Origin of the sequence: Agrobacterium sp. DSM 25558 (assembly GCF_900100825.1) — a bacterium.
In the GTDB taxonomy this organism is placed as follows: Bacteria; Pseudomonadota; Alphaproteobacteria; order Rhizobiales; family Rhizobiaceae; genus Agrobacterium.
In genome coordinates this window covers 31,393-47,687 of record NZ_FMUD01000038.1, presented here as the reverse complement: position 1 = coordinate 47,687, position 16,295 = coordinate 31,393, and the positions used below count along the sequence as shown (strand labels likewise).

Sequence of the window (16,295 nt, the reverse complement as noted above, 5' to 3'; positions counted from 1 at the left end):
TGCAGCCCTTCTGGGCGTTGCTCCCCATGCGCGCCAATCCGGCAGTTCGAACCGCAGAGGCAAATGCTCTGGAGGACGCAAGCATCTGCGCGACATTGCCTACATGGCCGCGCTGAGCGCAATCAAGATCAAGGATCCCATTCTCGGCACTTTCTACCAGCGCCTGCGCAGCAACGGAAAAACCTTTAAGATCGCCATCGTCGCAACAATCCGAAAGCTCATAACCATCCTCAACGCAATCGCAAAAACAGACCCTGCTTTTACTTGATCGTCCACGGTTGCTTGATGCGGGGTCCAGCGACGCGCGTCTGCGCGCGAAAGTCTTTTCAGCCCAAGGCTTGGGCTGACTGGATCCCGCATCAAGTGCGGGATGACGGAGCAAAAATAATCAGTTTCTCAGCTTATAACCCGTCTTGAACATCCAGCTCACCACGCCAAGGCACACCGCCAGGAACAAGGTGACCATCGCCAGGCTGAGCAGAGGATTGACGTCCGAAATCTCGTAAAAACTCCACCGGAATCCGCTGATGAGATACAGCACCGGATTGAAGTGGCTGACGGTCTGCCAAAATGGTGGCAGCATGTTGATGGAATAGAAGCTGCCACCGAGGAAGGTCAGCGGTGGAACGACCAGCATGGGAATGAGATTGAGCTGTTCGAAATTCGAAGCCCATATGCCGATGATGAAGCCGAACAGGCTGAAGCTGATTGCCGTCAGTACAAAAAACAGCAGCATCATGAACGGATGCGCGATCGATATATCCACGAAGAAGGACGCGGTAACGAGGATGATCGTGCCGATCATCAGCCCCTTTGTGGCGGCGGCTCCGACATAACCGATGACGATCTCAGACATCGCCACGGGCGCTGACAGAATTTCGTAGATCGTACCGGTGAATTTGGGGAAATAGATTCCAAAAGCACCGTTGCTGATACATTGCGTCAACAAAGTCAGCATGATGAGACCGGGCGTGATAAACGCGCCGTAGGAAATGCCGTCCACTTCCTGGATGCGTGACCCAATGGCGGTGCCGAACACGATGAAATAGAGCGAGGTTGAAATAACCGGCGACACGACGCTTTGCAGAAGCGTGCGGCGGGTGCGGGCCATTTCGAACAGATAGATGGACTTGATTGCCTCGAAGTTCATTTTTGACCTCCCACCAGCGCCACGAAAATGTCTTCGAGAGAACTCTGCCGCGTTGAAATATCCTTGAAGTGAATGCCAGCGGCAGAAAGCGCTGCCAAGACATCCGCAATACGGCTTTGCTCGCCATTGCCCTCATATTCGTAGGTCAGGCAGGTACCGTCTTCGGACAGGGAAAGCTGGTATTGCGAAAGACTGTCCGGCAGAACCTTCACCGGCTCCGTCAGTTCGAGCGAAAGCTGTTTGCGGCCAAGCTTCTGCATCAGTGCAGTCTTGTCTTCCACCAGCAAAAGCTCACCGCCATTGATGACGCCGACGCGGTCGGCAATCTCTTCGGCTTCTTCGATATAGTGGGTGGTGAGAATGATGGTGACGCCGGTTGCGCGCAGGTCCTCAACCACCCTCCACATGTCCCGACGCAAGGCGACATCGACGCCCGCCGTCGGCTCATCCAAAAACAGGATTTTCGGCTCATGCGCCAGCGCCTTGGCAATCAGCACACGCCGCTTCATGCCGCCGGAGAGCTCGCGCAGCATGTTGTCCTTCTTGCTGAAAAGCGACAGGGATTTCAGAATGCGCTCGACCAGCTCCGGGTTCTTCTTCTGCCCATGCAGACCGCGGGAGAAAGATACCGTATTCCAGACCGTTTCGAACTGATCCGTCGTCAATTCCTGCGGTACGAGGCCGATGAGTTCGCGGGTTTTGCGAAACTCGCTGACCACATCATGGCCGCCGACCAGCACCTTTCCGCCGCTGGGATTGACCAGCCCGCAGACGATGGAAATCAGCGTGGTCTTACCCGCGCCGTTCGGCCCGAGAAGCGCCAGGATTTCGCCCTGCTGAATGTCGAGTGTAACGCCTTTGAGAGCCTGAAAGCCATTGGCATAGGCTTTGGTCAGGTTCTGGATGGAAACGATTGGCTTTATGGGGGAGTTCATAAGAAATCTTTCAACACAATCTTGCTGGACAGCATATAGGTTCAAGATTGCTTAAAAGCCATCCCCGCAGGAAGATCATTCTACATGCGGGTCCGTTATGAGTAGACCAATCTCAGCTACAATGGCGATAGCCGGATTTGCGGGTGCGCAGATCGAAGTGGAAGTGGTTCCAGTGGTTTGGATCGCTGCCCGGCCCCAGAACGGTGGAGAAATATTTGCAGCTGTCACTGCGCACCGCCTTCAGAAGACCTTTCTCGCGGAATGCGAAAAAGCTCTTGGAACGCACGTCGATTTCCTTACCGTTCTTCAGCGTGATTGTGCCGATATCGATGGCATTGCCGCGCGCATGTTCAGACCATGGATTGCTGGAGCGCGAATTCATCTTGCGGCAGGAATAACCACCCATCGGCGTGATGCGCTCGACGCCGGAGAGATAGCGGAAGCGCGACGATGGCACGAGTTCGAATTTCACCCATTTGGCAAAGGCCAGCGTCACCTGGCAATTCAACTTCACCGCTGGGCGGATTGCGACACCGCTGGCAAGGCCCGATAGTTCGATAGGGTAATCGATACCGCAGGTCGGGCCATCGGCAATGCTCGCAACATCGCGGAACGCCACGCCAAGCCTGCGCAGTTCGGAGCGGCACGACACTTCCGATTGCGGCATCATGCCCGGCGGCGATGACATACGGCGTTCCTGCGTTGGATTGTCAGGCATCAGCATCGCAACATCCTGAACAGGCTGACGCTGACGTTGCCCCTCGCCGGGCGGCGGAATGAGGCGCGATTGGCTGGCAGACTGTCGGCGCGGTGCGGGAGACATCGGCACCTGGCTGTCCATCTCGCCCTGCATGGTCTGGCTGGGCTGGCCTCCGGAGACTTCCATGTCCTGCTCTTCGGCCAGACCGCGTACCGGGGCAACACCCAAGCCGTCATCCATGTTGACACCGCCCTCACCCTCGGCCATCTGGCTTGACATCGGTGGTGATGCACCACCCAGCCGCTGTTGTTGTGCATCCAGTGTCGAATATTGCTCACCTGGCCCTGCCTGCAATAGCGGATCACGAGACGGCGTGTGCTCCGGCATGGGTTGCGACAGCGGTGCATAATCGTTCGCTGGCTGGTTTGAAGCAACACCGGCAGGTGGTGCGCTGTAAGTCTGCTGATTGGATGAGCGTATGGAACTAACGCGCGTCGATCCATCGACTTCGGCAGGCGGCACCAACCCCTCAGCCGAACAGGACGCGATCACCGTGGAAATCGTCAGCAACGTCACAAAACGACGCGGAAGGGAAACATACGCCATACCAGAACCCGTGCCTTCAGCGGCCGCAAAGCGCGGCAATAGAATCAAATCTTAAAGAAATTTGGTAAACGAACCCTTTTTACGGGCGCAGAGAAACTCACGGGTAAGGGTTTGCCGCGCAAAAGCCGGACAGGTCGAAGTCGCCAGGCATTCGACAAAGGGATGAATGCAGTCCGCGCTAACGAAGCGTTCATCATCCTGGCGTATCGTTATGAGACGCAGCTAACGATTACGGGGCTCATCATGGCCAAGCCAGGCTTCCGCTTTACCCATTACGATCTGAGAGAATTGCGCGCAGGCGCGATCATCGAAGTATCGTTGAATGCCGTCAACAATGTCCGGTTGATGACGTCGGGCAACTATCAGCGATTCACGGAAATGCTGGACTTCAAATATCTGGGTGGCGTGGCCAAGAAGTCGCCGATCCGCGTAACAATCCCCGAGACGTCGCACTGGCATCTCATCGTGGATTGTGAGGGGCATAACACCCTTGCAGAATCAGCCGTGAAAATGCTGCCACCGCGTGCCGTACCGCTCAATCGCGAAGCCTCGCAAGCGAGCGCATAAGATCGTTATACGACGGGCTATTTGCCGTTCCGTTCGCGGCGCAGCTTCGCCCACCAATCCAACCGTTTGCGGATATCTCGCTCGAAGCCGCGATCCGGCGGATCGTAAAACGTCGTGCGGCCCATTTTCTCCGGGAAATAATCCTGCCCTGAAAAAGCATCCGGCTCATCGTGGTCGTAACGATAGCCATCGCCATAGGCTTCGCTCTTCATCAGCTTCGTCGGCGCATTGAGAATATGCTTGGGTGGCAGCAGCGAGCCGTTTTCCTTGGCCGCCCGCATCGCTGCTTTGAACGCTGTGTAGACGGCGTTGGATTTGGGTGCGGTCGCCAGATAGACGCAGGCTTGCGCCAAAGCCAACTCACCTTCGGGCGAGCCGAGATAATCATAAGCGTCCTTGGCGGCGTTACAGATGACCAGCGCCTGCGGGTCGGCAAGCCCGATATCTTCAACCGCCATCCGCACCAGTCGTCGCCCAAGGTAAAGCGGATCTTCGCCAGCATCCATCATACGCGCCAGATAGTAGAGCGCAGCATCCGGATCGGAGCCGCGCACAGACTTATGCAGCGCGGAGATGAGATTGTAGTGCCCGTCCTGCGCCTTGTCATAAACAGGCGCGCGACGCTGGACGATATGCGTAAGGCCTTCCGTATCGAACACCTCGTCCTTGCGGACAGCACGCCAAACCTCTTCCGCCAAAGTCAGCACAGCACGCCCGTCACCGTCCGCCATACGGATCAGCGAGGCGCGTGCGTCATCGGTCAGCGGCAACGGCTTTTCCTCGACGCTTTCGGCGCGCGTCAGAAGCTCGGCAAGGCTTTCCTCATCATGCGACTTGAACGTCAGCACCCGCGCGCGCGACAAAAGAGCGGCGTTGAGTTCGAAGGACGGATTTTCCGTCGTCGCGCCCACGAGAATGATCGTACCGTCTTCCATGACAGGCAGGAAACTGTCCTGCTGGGCGCGGTTGAAGCGGTGGATTTCGTCCACGAACAGCAAGGTTTGCCGTCCGTTCATGCGGCGGGTGCGCGCGCCTTCGAAAACCTTCTTGAGGTCGGCAACGCCGGAAAAGATGGCGGATATCTGCTCGAAAGCCAGCCCAGCCTCGCCGGAAAGAAGACGTGCAACCGTAGTCTTACCGGTGCCCGGCGGGCCCCAGAAAATCATCGATCCCAGTGAGCCGCTTTCGATCATACGGCGCAGAACGCCCTCTTCACCCGTCAGATGCGGCTGGCCCGTGACCTCGGCAAGCGTGGTCGGGCGCAACCTGTCCGCCAAAGGCCGCCGGTTGGCGACCTCCGCTGGAATCTGTGGGGCAAAGAGATCGCCGCTCATCGCAAGAATTGCCGGATGCGCTGACCATCACGGATGATCTCAAGACGCCAGAAGCCGGGATTGTCTTCCAGCGCTTTTTCGACATTCGCTGTGGATGTCATATCCGTACCATTCAGCGAGACGATGATGTCCTTTGGCTGGAAACCAACGCGGGCGGCCGGAGAATTGCGCTTCACATCCATGATGACAACACCTGTTGTGCTGGTCGGCATCCGCAACTCGTCGGCGAGCTTCGGCGAAAGATTGGCAACAGTCGCGCCCGCAAAGGGATTGCGTCCTTCCAGCAAGCGTTCATCACGCGGCGCTGTCTCAGGTGCCGTATCAAGCGCGATGGTGACGTTTTTCTCCTTGCCCTTGTCGATCAGGGTAATGGTCGCGGACTTACCGATGCCAGCCGTGGTGAGGCGGTAGCCCAGCGCGTCCGGGTGTTCCACCGAGATACCATTGACCGCCGTCACCACCTGCCCCGGCTCGATGCCCGCCTTTTCGGCTGGCCCATCCTTGACCACGCCAACGACGAGCGCGCCGCGAGCTCGCTTGAGGCCCAGTGCCTCGGCCACTTCCGATGTGACCGGATCGAAAGTCGCGCCGACGTAGGGACGCTGGAAGCTCGTTTCACCCTTTTCGGCAGCAGCCAGAAACACCCGCACCAGATTGGCCGGAATGGCAAAACCGATACCGTTGGAACCGCCACCACGTGAGAAGATGGCCGTGTTGATGCCGATCAGTTCACCCGCCATGTTCATCAGCGCGCCACCGGAGTTACCGGGGTTGATGGAGGCATCCGTCTGGATGAAAAACCCGAAATCGCCCTGGGTGACCTGGTTGCGCGCCAGTGCCGACACGATACCGCTCGTGACCGTCTGTCCAACGCCGAATGGGTTGCCGATGGCAAGGACGAGATCACCCACCTCGGTCGCATCGGAATTGCCGAGCGCCAGAACAGGGAACTCTTCCTTGGCGTCGATCTGCAGAACCGCGAGATCCAGACGGTCATCTTTCAGCAGAACCTTGGAGGGAAACTCACGCCCATCGGCCAGCGCAACCTTGATATCGTCTGCACCATCGATGACGTGGTTGTTCGTTACCACCAGCCCGCTTGCGGTGGCGATAACGCCGGAGCCGAGCGACGACTGCTTTTCCGTGCGGTTTGGCGATTGCTGCCCGAAAAACTGTTCGAAGAAGGGATCGCCCGCAAAGGGTGAAGCCCGCTTTTGAACGAGCCGTTCGGCGTAAACGTTGACCACGGCCCCCGCTGTGCGCTTGACCAGCGGCGCAAAGGACAGCTGCATTTCCGCCGTGCTGGCAGGTACGGTCTTGTTGTCTTGCGCCTGCACGGGAACTGGCAGAGCAAGCATCGTTGCAAGAAAGCCGGTGGTTAAATAGTTCAACATGCTTGGCATGTGATTCCTCATCCTCATCAATATGATGGAGTTATAACGCTTGAGCCTATAAATCAAAGGGCGGCGAGATCATGACGGAACACGCCTTAAACTGCGGGATGGAACAAGTTACCCTGTTTCCTGCTTTAGACGGCTTATAAGACCGTTTATGGAAAAGAGATCCACATGCATTTCAAGAAACATATTCTTGCTGCTCTTATTGTCGTCGCCTCATATTCCCATGGCTCACCCGTCGGTGCTGCCAGCTTCGATTGCACAAAGACAGATCTTGCCGCCGACGAAAAAACGATTTGCGAAAACCGTGCGCTAAACGACCAGGACGTGCGCATGGCCACGACATTCGACATCGTCACGCAATTGATGGCAATGGGCGCACGCGATGAGTTGAAGACCCAGCAGAGTGAATGGCTGAAACACCGCCAGACATGCGCAGCAGATGTCGCCTGCCTGACCACCGCCTATGATGAGCGCATGAAGAAGCTCAGCGAAGCCTTTCTCAACATCAACAGACCGCTTTAAACCGCTGAAATGATTCCGCCCATCAGCCCGTGCAACTGGTCCCGATACCCGGTGCGGGCTGATGGCGCATCCTCGCGCGATGTCATCACCACAGACAGTTTCTTCGAAGGCACGATGTAAAGCATCTGCCCGCCATAGCCCCAGGCGTAATACACCATCTCTCCCGCCATCTCCTTGATGAACCAGCAATAGCCGTAACCATCGCCGTTGAAGACGGAATTGGTGCGCTGGACCCAGGATTGGTCAATCCAGCTCTGAGAGACAATTCGCTCCCCATCCGGCGTAACGCCACCGCGACGATAGATCTCGCCAAACGCCAGCAAAGACCGCGCCGTCATCGCCATCTGGTTTCCACCGAGATAAATGCCCTGCGGGTCACGCTCCCATGAGCCGATGGAAAAGCCGTTGAGTGGGGAAAACCAGTCACGCGCCAGAGCGAGTGTAGACTTGCCCGACGCCTTGGTCAGAATAGCCGACAGCAAGTGCGTGGACCCGGTGGAATAAAGCATGCCGCCACCCGGCTCTCCCGCAAAACCAGAACCGAGCGCCATGCGCACCCAGTTTCGACTGGAAACCCAGCGCCCGTAATTGGGGCCGGACATGCGCTCCAGACCGGATTGCATGGACAGCAGATTGCCAATTGTGACACGTTCAATACGCGGATCGGGTTTTGCTGGAAAGTCTGTCCGAAGCAAGGAAGATATCGGCTGATCGACACCTTCCAATATCTTCCGGTCTATCGCTATACCCACCAAGGCGGACACGATGGATTTCGAAGCGGACTTGATATTGGTCGAACCATTCAGCGAAGCACCATGATAGGCGCGGCTGGCGACGTCCTTGCCATCGATACTGACGATGACTGTCTTCAAGCTATCCAGCGCGTCGGCATCTTCGAGCAGCTTCGGCACGCCATCGCGCGTTTGCGCGCGAACGACTGATGCGAGTGGGAGTGAGGCGATGAGGGCAAGTGCTGTGCGGCGTTTCATGGTGCCTTACTTAGTGCCTTTCGAAAGAGGCAGAAGGCCTCTCACTCGTTTGTGACTTCACCCAGCGGTGACAAAGCGCGCGCGAACAACGGTTTCAAAAGCTTTGTTGAATCAGTTTGCTAACCCGTTGAATCAGTTTCGAATGGCTATTCCTCGTAAATCATCTTCTTCGTCATACCGCCATCAAGCACCAGAACTTGCCCGGTCATGAAGCCCACGCGGCTAAGGTAAACGACGGCATCCGCGATATCCTTTGGCCGTCCCACCCGGCCGACCGGATGCTGCTCATGATCTTCTTTGCGCAAATCCGTATCATTGGTGATCCAGCCCGGCGCAATCGCATTCACCCGAATTTTTGGTCCAAGGCTAACAGCCAGCGCATGCGTCAGCGCAACCAACCCGCCCTTGGACGCCGCATAGGCCTCCGTTTCCGGCTCCGACATGAAGGCCCGGGTGGAGACCATGTTGACGATGCTGGCACCCTCACCCATCAGCGGCACCGCGGAGCGCGTCATCAAAAAAGCCCCAGTCAAATGGCTATCCGTCACCTTGCGCCAGTCGGCCAGCGACAGCTTATGGATCGGGCCGTTGTTCGGCCCGGCAATACCGGCATTGTTGACAAGAAGCTCAAGCCCGTCCCAACCAAGCTGCGTGAATGCCTCCGCAACAGATGCCTCATCGCCAACGTCGCAGTGAATGTGCCGCGCTTTCGTCTTACTCTCTTTGATATCGAAGGATGCCACCGTCCAGCCATCCTCCAGCAGAGTTTTGATAATCCCGGTCCCGATCAAACCGGCACCACCGGTCACGATTGCGCGTTTCATGCCTAAGTCTCCTGTACTTGGGGAGGCGAACGCGGCGCATTGGCTCGTTGTTCCCACATCAAAACAAGCTCAATCTGACAGCTATACGAGGTCAGGGCTTAACGTGAATGGGGATCATCTAAATGGCTTAGAAGAAAGCTAGATATTTCTGCTCTTGCAATGTTTCGATTGCGTTCTCAAAATAGGGGTAAAAAATTGGCCCGTTCAATTTAATCTCAGCCTTGAGAAAATCCGCCCCCCAAAATTGTGGCTTATAGTCCACGCCCCACTTAGCTGCAAAAAAGTTACGACTCTGTCTGTGATACTGGGACGATTCGATATGGGACGCATCATTTCTTTCAAATCCACTTGGCGTTGAAGTGATGACATTTTCGACCGTGTCCAGCGCGTTATACAACCGTCCGTGATAACCATCATTGATGGAGACACGAGGGCCGTGATATTTCGCTGCCCTTAGGAAATAGTCGGCCTCTTGGTAACCAATGTTGCAGAACCGCTCGTCCCACAACCCGATACGTCGGACTGCAGCAGCACTGTAGCTGATACAACTATCGCCAGCGCCATATGTCACGAGATCGTATTTTTCGTGGTTCGCAACAAGCGGTTCGAGATAATCTGGAGCGAAGATACAATCGTTCTGGCTCAGTATTAACAAATCTGAAGATGGATTTCGTAGGTCAACAAATCCCGCAATGAGTGCTTGATTCCAGTTGCGTGAAAGATGACCAGTTGAAAAATCAGGTCTGGTTTCATTTCGTAGAAAGACGACAGGATGAGGCCCCTCATATCGATCTGCCGAATGGTTAGCGATGACAAAAACCTGCCGTTCATGATCCGTATCGGTTCGAAATATGCTTTCGATTGCCTGTGCAAGCATAGGATCATTTTTATACGTAACGATATAGTGCTTGATTTTCATGCGTGGCCCCAGAGCTAAAGTCCTCTTCATAGAACAACTAAAACTTGCTCAAGGCTTACTTTCATGGATGACCCGGGGCGGAGATAAAACGTGCGCTTGGAGAGCTCGCTACCCTTGATATCGAAGAGCAGAGTTTCCATAATCCCGGTCCCGATCAACCCGGCACCGCTGGTCACGATTGCGCGTTTCATCTGTCTACACATTCTCGTTTTCTCAACGCCCGGCCAACTTGCGGGAGAGAACACGGTTCCGAGATCACAAACGTAGTTGGCACGAGCGCCGAAATTGCGCATCTTGAGCCGCATGCGATCACCAGACAGACAAGTGCCTCGGTTGATGTCAAACCGTCTCATTCTCCGACCGTTCGAGATAACGGATGCACCTGCTCTGGCACGGATCACCAACGATCCGCTGGTGCTACGCAATCTCCTTCGGACGTCATATCCCTTTACCGTCCATGATGCCCGAAACCGGATATTGCGCTTTCGGAAAAACAATCTGCCAGTCTGGGCAATTGATAACGGCAAGTTGCTGGGTCTCATCGGGCTGGCCGGGGAGTTCGGCCTGTGGCTGGGCCGAAGTGCGTGGGGCAAAGGTTACGGCGACGAAGCCAGTCGTCTCGTCATCGACCACGCCTTTACGCACATGAAAATGACTGTGCTTCACGCCAACCCTATCAGCGACAACAGGGTATCCTGTCATTTGATGGATAAGCTTGGATTTAGGGATGTCGGACGGACGCAGTCATTCTGCAAGCAGCGCAACAATATGGTTGCGCTGCGCCGTTATGAGTTAAAAAACCTTGGGTGAAGAAGGTATAACGGCCCTTCCAACGTCTCCTCGGGCTTGACCCGAGGATGACGTCCAATGGAAGCCTATTCAGGCAAAATCCGAACCGCACCCTTATCCGCGCTCGATGCAAAAGCCGCATAAGCCTTCAGCGCCGTCGTTACATTGCGCTTGCGCTGTTCGGCTGGCTTCCAGCCCAGCTGATCCTGCTCCGCACGGCGGGCTGCGAGTTCGGCATCTGGAACCTTGAGGTTGATCGTCCGGTTCGGGATGTCGATCTCAATGGCATCACCTTGACGCACGAGGCCGATAGCACCACCTTGGGCTGCTTCCGGAGAAGCATGGCCAATGGAGAGGCCCGAAGTGCCGCCGGAGAAGCGGCCGTCGGTGATCAGCGCACAGGCTTTGCCGAGACCCTTGGATTTCAGGTAGCTGGTCGGATATAGCATTTCCTGCATACCTGGGCCGCCTTTGGGGCCTTCGTAGCGGATAACGACGACATCCCCAGCCTTGACTTCGTTGGACAGAATGCCCTTCACGGCTGCGTCCTGGCTTTCATAAACCACGGCAACACCATTGAATTTCAGGATGGATTCATCCACACCGGCAGTTTTAACTATGCAGCCGTCCAGCGCGATGTTTCCGTAAAGCACGGCCAGACCGCCATCCTTGGAGAACGGCTTTTCGACTGAGCGGATAACGCCGTTTTCACTGTCGGTGTCCAGCTCATCCCAGCGTGAGGACTGGCTAAAAGCCACCTGCGTCGGGACGCCGCCGGGAGCAGCCTTGAAGAACTGGCGCACGCTTTCGCTGTTGGTGCGGGTGATGTCCCAACGGTTGATGGCATCACCAAGCGTTGCCTCGTGAACGGTGTAGCAATCCGTATTGAGAAGACCACCACGTTCCAGTTCGCCCAGAATACGCATGATGCCGCCTGCGCGGTGAACGTCTTCCATGTGCACGTCCTGCTTGGCAGGCGCGACCTTGGAAAGGCACGGCACCCGACGCGACATGCGGTCGATGTCTTCCATGGTGAAATCAACCTCGCCCTCATGGGCAGCGGCCAGAATGTGCAGAACCGTGTTGGTGGAACCACCCATGGCGATATCCAGCGCAATGGCGTTTTCGAAGGCGGCCTTTGTCGCAATGGAGCGCGGCAGGACGGTGTAGTCATCCTGCTCGTAATGGCGGCGGGCCAGATCGACAATCAGATGACCGGCCTCGACGAACAAGCGCTTGCGATCCGAGTGCGTGGCGAGCGTCGAACCATTGCCGGGCAAAGCCAAGCCAAGCGCTTCTGTCAAACAGTTCATTGAATTGGCCGTGAACATGCCGGAGCACGAACCGCAAGTCGGACATGCCGCACGCTCGATTGTGTCGACTTCTTCGTCTGTCATCTTGTCGTCGGCAGCGGCGACCATGGCATCCACGAGGTCGAGCGCGACGGTTTTGCCGTGCAGCACGGCCTTGCCCGCTTCCATCGGTCCACCGGATACGAAAACAACGGGAATGTTGAGGCGCATGGCAGCATTCAGCATGCCCGGCGTGATCTTGTCGCAGTTGGAAATGCAGACCATGGCATCGGCGCAGTGCGCATTAACCATGTACTCGACCGAGTCGGCAATGATTTCGCGTGATGGCAGCGAATAAAGCATGCCATCGTGACCCATGGCGATGCCGTCATCAACGGCAATCGTGTTGAATTCCTTGGCAACGCCGCCAGCAGCTTCGATTTCACGCGCCACGAGCTGACCGAGATCCTTCAGGTGGACGTGGCCCGGCACGAACTGCGTGAACGAGTTAACGACAGCGATGATCGGCTTGCCAAAATCGCCGTCCTTCATGCCGGTCGCGCGCCAAAGGCCACGCGCACCGGCCATGTTGCGACCGTGGGTTGTCGTTCTGGAGCGATAAACTGGCATGTGCTTATTCCTCGATGTGTTCGATATGAAGGCGCGTTTCCGCAGTGCAGTCTGCTCACACCTTCGCTTTTGAGAACTTTCTACTCGAAAGCCGGTTGCCTGTCACTGTCACCTTGCGGCGAAACAGTACGGCTCGGTACGGTACGGCTTCTCGTCCTTTCGCTGCTTCGGCTTACTCTGCCGCATCCCTCAGCATGGGTTCCTGGCTCGGTGCGAAATCCGCCAGGAAATTTTTGTGGTTCGGGCATTGGGACAAGCATTGATGAAACGAATCTATCAACCACTGTGCTGCTGGGCCAGCCGGCGTGTCAGATTTACGCAGGGCATAAAGCGCATACTCCCCGCCCTCATAAGCATCCAATTTCAGCGCTTTCAGAACGCCGTTGATAATATCGTTGCGTACAACGGATGCCGGAAGGCCACCCCAACCAAGCCCGCCCTTGATGAGCTGATATTTGGTCGCGATGTCGCTGACGCGCCATTTCTTGTAGGATAGGACGTTGAAATCCCGACCTTTGGTCAGGCCTGATGCGTCTGTCACAACAAGCTGCACCTCTTCGCGGACATCCGCGAGCGTCAAGGGCCGATCTAGCAAAGCAAGCGGATGGTCGGCGGCGGCCACAGGCACCATGAAGGAATGGCCGACCTTATCGATAACAAGACCATCATCCTGGTGGAATATGGCACCACCAATGCCGATGCCCGCCTTGCGGTTCAGCACCATATCCATGACCATGCCGAGTTCCCCCACATTTAGATTGAGAGAAACGGTGGGAAAATGGACCCGAAAATCGCGCAGGACGGCAACCACCGCCTCGGCAGGCACCATGGTGCTGATGGCAAGATTAACCTCCGCCTCAAGCCCCTGCTTCAACCCTTTCGCCCGGGCGCGCATATCCTGAAGCCCAGCAACGATGCGCCGCGCATGCTCCAGCATGGCTGCACCGTCTGCTGTCAGCTTGGGCTGGCGAACACCGTTTCGCTCGAACAACGTGACTTCCAGCTGCGCTTCGAGATTAGCAATCGTGTAGCTGACAACCGATTGCGCCCGGTTCAAAGCCCTTGAGGCAGCAGAAAAACTGCCGGTTTCGGCAACACTCAAAAACACCTGCAACTGGTCCAGTGTGGGGTTAGCTTCCATGGTCCATCCACTTCATCGATAGGTCACTTCCAGATTATCACAGTTTTCTAGATGACAACATTGAATGATATAAGCGGCAACCATCGGGACACTCTGCCCGCTTGAACGCCTAAAATTGAAACAAGGATATTTCAAATGTCGAAGATTCTCCTCCTTACATCGAGCCCACGCGCTGAAGAATCCCTGTCGAACAAATTCGCTGGCGATCTCGCTGCCAAGCTTCAGGCACAGACGAACGGCACGATCACGCATCTCGATCTCGGCCAGAACCCAATCCCGCATCTGGATCAGGTCACGACATCTGCCATCCGCAAGTCTGCCGATCAGCGCGATGCGCAGGAAGCCGCAGCCGCAGAATATTCCGACAAGCGCGTTGCCGAATTGCTGGAAGCCGACACGATCGTCATCGGCACGGGTATGATCAACTTCAACATCTATTCCGGCCTGAAGTCCTGGATCGATAACATTGCTCGCGCTGGCCTGACCTTCAAATACACCGAATCCGGCCCGGTCGGCCTCGCAACCGGCAAGAAGGTCTACATCGTTCTGTCGTCGGCTGGCGTTTATTCCGAAGGCCCGGCAGCAGCCTTGGACCACGCCATTCCATATCTCAAGACGGTTCTGGGCTTCATCGGCCTCACAGATATCGAAGTCATCCGCGTCGAAGGTCTCGCATTCGGTCCTGAAGCTGCCGAAAAGGCAATCGCTTCCGCAACCGCCAAGGTTGAAGAGCTGGCCAAAGCTGCCTAATCCCAATTAAAAAAGCGGCGTGTCACCACGCCGCTTGTCAGAATTACCGTAACGGCTGCGATCAACTCGCGGCCGTTATTTTTTGTCGGTGAACAGCGAAGCGCCGCTCTGGTCGATGATCAGCTTGGCCTTGCGGACCGTGCATTCCACCGCATCATCAAGGCTGGTGAAAACATCTGCACGCACAAATTCATGCGCAAGCGTTTCCTCGCCCACCTTTTTCTCGATGCGACCGGCCAGACGGTACTGGTTGCCCTCTTTCAGAGGCGTCGCGTAAATCACACAATCCTTGTAGGGATGCGCTTCCGATGTTTCGGCCTTCTTCGGCGCATCATCCGATGCGGAACCGAAGCCGGAAAAGAGTTTCGAGAAGAATGAGGCCATTGTTTTACCTTCCTGTTGTCTTGTCCGAAATCAGATGATCAGATTGGCGAGGATTTCGTTTTCGGTTATGTCCTCGTAACCCAGGCCAGCCGCCTCGAAGCGCTCGAACAGGCCGCTGAAATTCTCAGGTTCCGTGGTTTCGATGCCGATAAGGATGGAGCCAAAGTTACGGGCTGACTTCTTCAGATATTCGAAACGCGCGACGTCATCATCGGGTCCCAAAAGATTGAGGAAATCGCGCAATGCGCCGGGGCGCTGCGGCAGGCGCAGAATGAAGTATTTCTTCACGCCCGCATAACGCATGGCGCGTTCCTTCACATCCGGCAACCGGTCGAAGTCGAAATTGCCGCCGGAGACGATGCAAACGACACGCTTGCCCTCCAGTCGTTCACGACCCATCTTCTCAAGCGCCGCAATCGATAGCGCACCGGCAGGCTCCAGCACCACGCCTTCGAGATTGAGCATATCGATGATGGTCACGCAGATGGCGTTTTCGGCGATAAGCTCGACCTGCTCCGGTGGAAAATGCTTCAGCGCCTCGAAGTTCAGATCGCCAATGCGCGCCACGGCGGCACCATCGACAAAATTATCGACCTTAGTCAAGGTGACAGCCCTGCCCTCTGCAAGGCTCGTCTTCAGGCTCGGCGCACCAACAGGCTCACAGAAAATGAAGTTGCTGCTCGCAACCTTGTCCGCGAAAAATCCCGTGAGGCCGGCTGAAAGACCACCACCGCCAACGGGCATCACCAGCAGATCCGGTGCCTTGCTGTCCGGCAACTGGTCCACGATCTCGGCGGCCACGGTCGCCTGTCCCTCGATGATGTCCTTATGGTCGAAGGGCGGCACCATATAGGCGTCGGTCTCTTCCACGTAAGCGCGGGCAGCGGCATAGCACTGGTCGAAAATATCGCCAATTAGCTTGATCTTGATGAACTCGCCGCCAAAGATGCGGGTCTTGTCGATCTTCTGCTGCGGCGTCGTCACCGGCATGAACACCACACCGTGTACACCGAAATGACGGCATGCGAAGGCAAACCCCTGCGCGTGGTTGCCAGCAGATGCGCAAACGAAAATCTTGTCCTTGCCCGTGGTAGCAACGGCTTTACGCAGAAAGTTGAACGCGCCTCTAATCTTGTACGAACGAACAGGCGTGAGGTCTTCACGCTTCAGCCAAATCTCGGCTCCATACCGGCGGCTCAGATGTTCATTCAACTGCAACGGCGTTTCGGGAAACAATTCCCGAACTTCCCGCCGTGCGGCCTCTACAAGCAATTTATCCACGATTTTCAATCCATTGAATTTCACGATGGCACCCGCTATGCCATAGGAAAACGCCTGACACAAAGACTCTTTGCGCAACTTC

17 protein-coding genes are annotated in these 16,295 nt (G+C 56.1%); 5 read left to right on the top strand and 12 right to left on the bottom strand.

Annotation, left to right across the window (positions count from 1 at the left end; all coding sequences use genetic code 11):
* Positions 1 to 268 (top strand): transposase (locus tag DSM25558_RS23510; protein ID WP_143240227.1); only part of this gene is annotated, 268 nt, incomplete at its 5' end.
* A gap of 120 nt (positions 269 to 388) precedes the next feature.
* On the opposite strand, the gene DSM25558_RS23505 is transcribed toward DSM25558_RS23510, so the two are convergent.
* The 3 genes from DSM25558_RS23505 to DSM25558_RS23495 all read right to left on the bottom strand — a co-directional run bounded on the left by DSM25558_RS23505 (position 389) and on the right by DSM25558_RS23495 (position 3,391).
* Positions 389 to 1,150 carry an ABC transporter permease gene (locus DSM25558_RS23505; RefSeq protein WP_077107087.1) on the bottom strand — a complete coding sequence of 254 codons (762 nt, stop codon included), beginning with the start codon at positions 1,148 to 1,150 and terminating at the stop codon, positions 389 to 391.
* Positions 1,147 to 2,073, bottom strand: a complete 927-nt coding sequence (locus DSM25558_RS23500; protein WP_077107093.1) for an ABC transporter ATP-binding protein — start codon at positions 2,071 to 2,073, stop codon at positions 1,147 to 1,149. The genes DSM25558_RS23505 and DSM25558_RS23500 overlap by 4 nt, the downstream gene beginning before the upstream one ends.
* Before the next feature lie 124 nt (positions 2,074 to 2,197).
* Positions 2,198 to 3,391 carry an extensin-like domain-containing protein gene (locus DSM25558_RS23495; RefSeq protein ID WP_077107086.1) on the bottom strand — a complete coding sequence of 398 codons (1,194 nt, stop codon included), beginning with the start codon at positions 3,389 to 3,391 and terminating at the stop codon, positions 2,198 to 2,200.
* A 243-nt stretch (positions 3,392 to 3,634) separates the two neighbouring features.
* On the opposite strand from DSM25558_RS23495, the gene DSM25558_RS23490 reads away from it, so the two are divergent.
* Positions 3,635 to 3,958, top strand: coding sequence for a DUF1883 domain-containing protein (locus tag DSM25558_RS23490; RefSeq protein WP_077107092.1), 324 nt, complete (start codon positions 3,635 to 3,637; stop codon positions 3,956 to 3,958).
* 17 nt (positions 3,959 to 3,975) lie between these two features.
* Here DSM25558_RS23490 and DSM25558_RS23485 read toward each other — a convergent pair whose 3' ends face one another.
* Positions 3,976 to 5,292, bottom strand: a complete 1,317-nt coding sequence (locus DSM25558_RS23485) for a replication-associated recombination protein A (RefSeq protein WP_077107085.1) — start codon at positions 5,290 to 5,292, stop codon at positions 3,976 to 3,978.
* Positions 5,289 to 6,695 carry a DegQ family serine endoprotease gene (locus tag DSM25558_RS23480; protein ID WP_077107084.1) on the bottom strand — a complete coding sequence of 469 codons (1,407 nt, stop codon included), beginning with the start codon at positions 6,693 to 6,695 and terminating at the stop codon, positions 5,289 to 5,291. The genes DSM25558_RS23485 and DSM25558_RS23480 overlap by 4 nt, the downstream gene beginning before the upstream one ends.
* Before the next feature lie 165 nt (positions 6,696 to 6,860).
* Here DSM25558_RS23480 and DSM25558_RS23475 point away from each other — a divergent pair, with 165 nt between their 5' ends.
* Positions 6,861 to 7,214 (top strand): lysozyme inhibitor LprI family protein, encoded by a 354-nt coding sequence (locus DSM25558_RS23475; protein WP_077107083.1) that lies wholly within the window; start codon positions 6,861 to 6,863, stop codon positions 7,212 to 7,214.
* On the opposite strand, the gene DSM25558_RS23470 is transcribed toward DSM25558_RS23475, so the two are convergent.
* From DSM25558_RS23470 to DSM25558_RS23460, 3 genes are all read right to left on the bottom strand, one after another.
* Entirely contained in the window at positions 7,211 to 8,203 is a 993-nt protein-coding gene (locus DSM25558_RS23470; protein ID WP_077107082.1) for a serine hydrolase domain-containing protein, read from the bottom strand. The two genes, DSM25558_RS23475 and DSM25558_RS23470, sit on opposite strands and share 4 nt — an antisense overlap.
* 146 nt (positions 8,204 to 8,349) lie before the next feature.
* Positions 8,350 to 9,027 (bottom strand): SDR family oxidoreductase, encoded by a 678-nt coding sequence (locus tag DSM25558_RS23465; RefSeq protein ID WP_077107081.1) that lies wholly within the window; start codon positions 9,025 to 9,027, stop codon positions 8,350 to 8,352.
* A 127-nt stretch (positions 9,028 to 9,154) separates the two neighbouring features.
* Positions 9,155 to 9,946: a glycosyltransferase family 2 protein gene (locus tag DSM25558_RS23460; protein WP_159442521.1), complete on the bottom strand. Its 792-nt coding sequence runs from the start codon at positions 9,944 to 9,946 to the stop codon at positions 9,155 to 9,157.
* A 336-nt stretch (positions 9,947 to 10,282) separates the two neighbouring features.
* Between DSM25558_RS23460 and DSM25558_RS23455 the strand changes: the two genes are divergently transcribed.
* On the top strand, positions 10,283 to 10,756 hold the full coding sequence (locus DSM25558_RS23455) for a GNAT family N-acetyltransferase (protein WP_077107079.1): 474 nt from the start codon (positions 10,283 to 10,285) through the stop codon (positions 10,754 to 10,756).
* Between the two features lie 65 nt (positions 10,757 to 10,821).
* On the opposite strand, the gene ilvD is transcribed toward DSM25558_RS23455, so the two are convergent.
* Both ilvD and DSM25558_RS23445 read right to left on the bottom strand, forming a co-directional pair.
* The gene (gene ilvD / locus DSM25558_RS23450; RefSeq protein WP_077107078.1) at positions 10,822 to 12,657 is read right to left on the bottom strand and encodes a dihydroxy-acid dehydratase; all 1,836 of its coding nucleotides are present in this window, start codon (positions 12,655 to 12,657) and stop codon (positions 10,822 to 10,824) included.
* 172 nt (positions 12,658 to 12,829) lie between these two features.
* The gene (locus DSM25558_RS23445; RefSeq protein WP_077107077.1) at positions 12,830 to 13,798 is read right to left on the bottom strand and encodes a LysR family transcriptional regulator; all 969 of its coding nucleotides are present in this window, start codon (positions 13,796 to 13,798) and stop codon (positions 12,830 to 12,832) included.
* A 135-nt stretch (positions 13,799 to 13,933) separates the two neighbouring features.
* Between DSM25558_RS23445 and DSM25558_RS23440 the strand changes: the two genes are divergently transcribed.
* The gene (locus DSM25558_RS23440) at positions 13,934 to 14,548 is read left to right on the top strand and encodes an FMN-dependent NADH-azoreductase (RefSeq protein ID WP_077107076.1); all 615 of its coding nucleotides are present in this window, start codon (positions 13,934 to 13,936) and stop codon (positions 14,546 to 14,548) included.
* Between the two features lie 75 nt (positions 14,549 to 14,623).
* Here DSM25558_RS23440 and DSM25558_RS23435 read toward each other — a convergent pair whose 3' ends face one another.
* Positions 14,624 to 14,932 carry an HlyU family transcriptional regulator gene (locus DSM25558_RS23435; RefSeq protein WP_077107075.1) on the bottom strand — a complete coding sequence of 103 codons (309 nt, stop codon included), beginning with the start codon at positions 14,930 to 14,932 and terminating at the stop codon, positions 14,624 to 14,626.
* Between the two features lie 30 nt (positions 14,933 to 14,962).
* Positions 14,963 to 16,237: a threonine ammonia-lyase gene (gene ilvA / locus DSM25558_RS23430; protein ID WP_077107091.1), complete on the bottom strand. Its 1,275-nt coding sequence runs from the start codon at positions 16,235 to 16,237 to the stop codon at positions 14,963 to 14,965.
* Between the last annotated feature and the right edge of the window lie 58 nt (positions 16,238 to 16,295).

What these genes read in the sequence shown, in the direction of transcription:
- DSM25558_RS23505 (WP_077107087.1), bottom strand. Translation starts at nt 1,150, where the DNA reads ATGAACTTCGAGGCAATCAAGTCCATCTATCTGTTCGAAATGGCCCGC.
- DSM25558_RS23495 (WP_077107086.1), bottom strand. Translation starts at nt 3,391, where the DNA reads ATGGCGTATGTTTCCCTTCCGCGTCGTTTTGTGACGTTGCTGACGATT.
- DSM25558_RS23490 (WP_077107092.1), top strand. Translation starts at nt 3,635, where the DNA reads ATGGCCAAGCCAGGCTTCCGCTTTACCCATTACGATCTGAGAGAATTG.
- DSM25558_RS23485 (WP_077107085.1), bottom strand. Translation starts at nt 5,292, where the DNA reads ATGAGCGGCGATCTCTTTGCCCCACAGATTCCAGCGGAGGTCGCCAAC.
- DSM25558_RS23480 (WP_077107084.1), bottom strand. Translation starts at nt 6,695, where the DNA reads ATGCCAAGCATGTTGAACTATTTAACCACCGGCTTTCTTGCAACGATG.
- DSM25558_RS23475 (WP_077107083.1), top strand. Translation starts at nt 6,861, where the DNA reads ATGCATTTCAAGAAACATATTCTTGCTGCTCTTATTGTCGTCGCCTCA.
- DSM25558_RS23470 (WP_077107082.1), bottom strand. Translation starts at nt 8,203, where the DNA reads ATGAAACGCCGCACAGCACTTGCCCTCATCGCCTCACTCCCACTCGCA.
- DSM25558_RS23465 (WP_077107081.1), bottom strand. Translation starts at nt 9,027, where the DNA reads ATGAAACGCGCAATCGTGACCGGTGGTGCCGGTTTGATCGGGACCGGG.
- DSM25558_RS23460 (WP_159442521.1), bottom strand. Translation starts at nt 9,946, where the DNA reads ATGAAAATCAAGCACTATATCGTTACGTATAAAAATGATCCTATGCTT.
- DSM25558_RS23455 (WP_077107079.1), top strand. Translation starts at nt 10,283, where the DNA reads ATGTCAAACCGTCTCATTCTCCGACCGTTCGAGATAACGGATGCACCT.
- ilvD (WP_077107078.1), bottom strand. Translation starts at nt 12,657, where the DNA reads ATGCCAGTTTATCGCTCCAGAACGACAACCCACGGTCGCAACATGGCC.
- DSM25558_RS23445 (WP_077107077.1), bottom strand. Translation starts at nt 13,798, where the DNA reads ATGGAAGCTAACCCCACACTGGACCAGTTGCAGGTGTTTTTGAGTGTT.
- DSM25558_RS23440 (WP_077107076.1), top strand. Translation starts at nt 13,934, where the DNA reads ATGTCGAAGATTCTCCTCCTTACATCGAGCCCACGCGCTGAAGAATCC.
- DSM25558_RS23435 (WP_077107075.1), bottom strand. Translation starts at nt 14,932, where the DNA reads ATGGCCTCATTCTTCTCGAAACTCTTTTCCGGCTTCGGTTCCGCATCG.